Genomic DNA, 4,597 nt, shown 5'->3' on the forward strand with positions numbered 1-4,597 from the left:
GGCATCGGCACCCCGGCCGCCGCGGCAGCCGCGTTCGCACTCGGCGCGGCCTATGTGGTCACCGGTTCGATCAACCAGGCCACCGGGGCGGCCGATCAGTCCGAGACCACCAAGAAGCTGCTCGCCACAGCGGATTTCGCCGACTGCACGATGGCGCCGTCCTCGGATATGTTCGAACTCGGCGTCCAGGTGCAGGTGCTGCGCCGCGGCACCATGTTCGCCGCCCGCGCACACCGGCTCTACGAGACCTACCGGGAATACCCGAGCGTGGACGCACTGCCCGACGCGCTGCGCGCCGATCTCGAGACCACGATATTCCGCCGTCCGCTCGACGCCGTCTGGCAGGACTGCGTCGCCTTCTTCACCGAACGCGATCCCGCGCAGCTGGTCGGCGCCGCCGAGGATCCGAAACGCAGGATGGCACTGATCTTCCGGTGGTATCTGGGGCTGTCGTCGGGGTGGAGCATTCGCGGGGAGGCCGAGCGGGCGGCCGACTATCAGATCTGGTGCGGCCCGGCCATGGGCGCGTTCAACAGCTGGGCCGCCGGTACCTACCTGGCCGCCGCGAGTAACCGCGATGTCGCCGATATCGCCGATCAGATGATGACGGGCGCGGCCTACCTCACCCGGGTCGCGTACTTGCGCACCGCGGGCGTGCGATTACCCGCCGACATCGCCCGATTCGTGCCACGACCGAGCGAGGAACGATGACCATACTCGACACCGAGACCGCCACCGCGGCCGGGACATCCTGGATGCTGTGCCCGCTCTGCGGGGCCATCGTCTACGCCAAACGCTACGACCGGGGCGGGCGGATCTGCCCCGAATGCGACGGGCACGGCATGCTGACCGCCGATCAGCGCATCCACTCGCTGCTCGACGCGGAATCCATCGAGACGATCGAATTCGCCGAGACCGTCTCCGATCCCCTGGAATTCACCGATTCCCGCAGCTATGCCGACCGGCATGCGCAAGCCCGTGCGGCAACCGGTCTCATCGACGGAATCCGTTGTGCGCGCGGCACGATCGGTGGCGCGGCGGTGGTACTCGCGGTCATGGATTTCCGGTTCCTCGGCGGCAGCCTCGGCGCGGCCGTCGGCGAAGCCGTCACGGTCGCGGCGGAGACGGCGCTCGAGCACGGGGAGCCGCTGGTGATCGTCACCGCCTCCGGCGGCGCGCGCATGCAGGAGGGCATTCTCGCCCTGATGCAGATGGCCAAGACCAGCCAGGCGCTGCGGGCGCTCGACGCCGCGGGCGTGCTCACCATCTCGGTGATCGCCGATCCCACCTACGGCGGCGTCGCCGCCTCGTTCGCCACCAGCACCGATATCATCATCGCCGAACCGAGGGCACGGCTCGGTTTCGCGGGCCCGAGGGTGATCAGCCAGACCATCGGCGAAACCCTGCCCGAGGGCTTCCAGACCGCCGAATTCCTGCTCGAGCACGGCATCGTCGATATGATCTGCCATCGTTCGGCGCTGCGCGATCGACTCTCCCGGATACTCGCCATGGCGGCCGATCGTGGACGTCGCATCCCGGCGGCGGATCCGCGGCACCGGATCCGCACCGACGGCGCGTCGCTGCCCGAGCGCGACTCCTGGGAATCGGTCCGCGCCGCACGGGAATTGGGCCGCCCTACCACCCTGGACTATCTCGCCGTCGCCTTCGACGAATTCATCGAACTGCACGGCGACCGGATGTCGGCCGACTGCCCGGCCATGATCACCGGCCTGGCCCGCCTCGACGGTGTCCCCGTCGTGGTCATCGGCACGCAGAAAGGGCATACCGCGGCCGAACTCACCCGGCGCAATTTCGGCATGCCGACGCCGTCGGGCTATCGCAAGTCGGCACGGCTGCTGCGCCTCGCGGCGAAACTGGGGTTGCCGGTGATCACCCTCGTCGATACCGCGGGCGCCTATCCCGGCGTCACCGCGGAGGAACAGGGCCAAGCGGTCGCGATCGCGGAATCGTTGAAACTGCTGGCGGGACTGCCGGTTCCGGTGATCACGGTGATCACCGGCGAAGGCGGCAGCGGCGGTGCGCTCGCGCTGGCGGTGGCCGACCAGGTGCTCGTATTGGAGAACGCGGTGTACTCGGTCATCAGTCCGGAAGGCTGCGCGTCGATTCTCTGGAAGGACGCCGCGGCAGCGCCGGCCGCCGCGAAGGCGCTGCGGGTGGATTCGACCTCCCTGGTGCGGCTCGGCGTCGCGGACGCGGTCGTCCCGGAACCGCCGGGCGGCGCGCATCGAGATCCCGTCGCCGCGGCCGCCACACTGCGGCAGGCGCTGCGCCACGTGCTGATCGACTGCGGCTCGCTCGCGGTCACCGAACTGCTCGCGCGGCGCCACCACCGATTCCGTGCCTACGGCACGATCCGACCGACGATCGAGGAGTTCCAATGACCGAGTCCGTGGCCACCGAACCGATCGGCCGGGCGCTGAACGCGGCCGACGCCGACCAAGCTCTCACCATTTTGTCGCGCCACGCGCTGACCGTCCGCGACGCGACCGCCCCGACCTCGGTGACCGTCGCCAACGGCCCGATCTCGCTGCGGATCAGCTGGGACGCGCATCCGGCGGCGTCGACGACCCCGGAGACGACCCCGGAGACGACCCCGGAGACGACCCCGGAGACGACCCCGGAGACGACCCCGGTCGCCGCCGCGGCGAACGGCGCCGCTCGCGCGAATGGCGGCGCACCGGCCAACGGCGGGCTGTCCAACGGACAGCCCGCACAGGGCGAGGCGCAGGTAGCCGCCCAAACCACCTCCGATGACAACACTTTCGTGGTCACCTCCGACACCGTCGGGGTGTTCTACCGGCTTCCCGAACCCGGCGCGGCGCCCTTCGTCACCGAGGGAGATCCGGTGCGGGCGGGCCAGCAGGTCGGCATCGTCGAGGCGATGAAACTCATGATCCCGGTCACCGCGGCCAAGGCGGGCCGCGTCGTGGAATTCCTCGTCGACAACGGCGAGGCCGTCGAACACGGCGCGCCGCTGCTGCGGCTCGAGGTGACCCGGTGACCATCGGCCCGATCGGGAAGGTGCTCGTCGCCAACCGCGGCGAGATCGCCGTCCGTATCATTCGCACCTGCGCCGAACTCGGCCTCGGCACGGTCGCGGTGTATTCGGCGGCCGACGCGGATTCGGCGGCCGTGCGCCTGGCCGATCAGGCGTTCCGGATCGGCCCGGGCCCGGCCAAACGCAGCTATCTGCATATCCCCGCGATCATCGAGGCGGCGCGCGCGACCGGGGCCGACGCCATCCATCCCGGCTACGGCTTCCTATCCGAGAATCCGGATTTCGCCGAAGTGTGTGAAGCGGAGGGATTCGTCTTCGTCGGCGCGCCCGCCGCGGTGATGGCCGACCTCGGCGACAAATCGACCGCACGCGCGCTGATGGCGGCGGCGGGGTTGCCGCTGCTGCCCGGCAGCCGGGAGCCGCTCGATTCGGCCGATGACGCTCAGCGGCTCGCCGACGAGATCGGCTACCCGGTCATCATCAAGGCGGTCGCGGGCGGCGGCGGTCGCGGTATGCGCGTGGTTCGCGCCTCCGGTGACTTCGCGGCGGCCTGGCAGGACACCCGCGCCAATGCCGCCGCCGTGTTCGGTGACGACCGCCTCTACGTCGAGCGGTATCTCGATTCGGCCCGGCACATCGAGGTGCAGATCCTCGCCGATCACCACGGCACGGTGGTTCATCTGGGCGCGCGCGACTGTTCATTGCAACGCCGTCACCAGAAGTTGGTGGAGGAATCACCTGCCCCCGGCCTGTCCGACGACGTAGTGGAAGCGATCTGTGCCGCCGCGGTGCGCGGAGCCACCGCGGTCGGTTACGTCGGCGCGGGAACCTTCGAATTCCTGCTCGATCCGGCCGGACGCTTCTACTTCATGGAGGTGAACTGTCGCCTGCAGGTGGAACATCCGGTCACCGAGATGGTCACCGGAATAGACCTGGTCGCCGAACAACTGCGGATCGCGGCAGGCTTATCGCTGGCATTGCCGCACGATTTCGCGACCCCGCGCGGCGTCGCCATCGAATGCCGGATCAACGCCGAGGACCCGGCACGCGAATTCGCCCCCGCGCCAGGCACACTCACCGAATGTGTACTGCCCGGCGGTCCCTTCGTCCGGGTGGACACCCACGTCGGGCCTGGCTATGCCATTCCGCCGCACTATGATTCGCTGCTCGCCAAAATCATCGTGTGGGCTCAGGACCGCCCCGCCGCCATCGCCCGCATGCGTCGCGCCCTGGCCGAGATCAGCATGGGCGGCATCGGCATCGCGACGACGGCCGAATTCCTGCACGACATCCTCGACCATCCGCGCTTCGTGGCGGCCGAACACGACACCGCGCTGATCGGCGCGCTCACCGAACCGGTACACATCGATTCCTGACCGGGTGCGCCGATGCGCGTCGGCTGTCGGGCACACGGCCCGGTGCGCATCGGTTCCCGGGCGGGCACCTCGGTAGCGGACAGCGCCTCGGCGCAGCCGGCCAGGCATAACGACTACGACATTCCGACCAGCGACCCCGACAAGATCGATGCGTTCGCCCGGATTACCACCCGCGCCAACGCCACCTTGTATCCCGGCGAAG

General features: G+C 69.4%; 3 protein-coding genes and 1 pseudogene. All 4 read left to right on the forward strand.

What is annotated here, in order from left to right:
* Nucleotides 1-711, forward strand: a pseudogene (locus ABZS43_RS36405) (2-nitropropane dioxygenase); the annotation flags it as partial.
* Nucleotides 708-2,402 (forward strand): acetyl-CoA carboxylase carboxyl transferase subunit alpha, encoded by a 1,695-nt coding sequence (gene accA / locus ABZS43_RS36410; RefSeq protein WP_355040564.1) that lies wholly within the window; start codon nucleotides 708-710, stop codon nucleotides 2,400-2,402. The pseudogene ABZS43_RS36405 and the gene accA, both read left to right, overlap by 4 nt.
* Complete coding sequence (locus ABZS43_RS36415; RefSeq protein ID WP_355040565.1) at nucleotides 2,399-3,022, forward strand: biotin/lipoyl-containing protein; 624 nt, start codon at nucleotides 2,399-2,401, stop codon at nucleotides 3,020-3,022. Before accA ends, ABZS43_RS36415 begins: the two co-directional genes overlap by 4 nt.
* Entirely contained in the window at nucleotides 3,019-4,395 is a 1,377-nt protein-coding gene (locus ABZS43_RS36420; RefSeq protein WP_355040566.1) for an acetyl-CoA carboxylase biotin carboxylase subunit, read from the forward strand. The genes ABZS43_RS36415 and ABZS43_RS36420 overlap by 4 nt, the downstream gene beginning before the upstream one ends.
* The last annotated feature ends 202 nt before the right edge of the window (nucleotides 4,396-4,597 follow it).

This window comes from Nocardia sp. NPDC005366, from assembly GCF_040606855.1.
In the GTDB taxonomy this organism is placed as follows: Bacteria; Actinomycetota; Actinomycetes; order Mycobacteriales; family Mycobacteriaceae; genus Nocardia.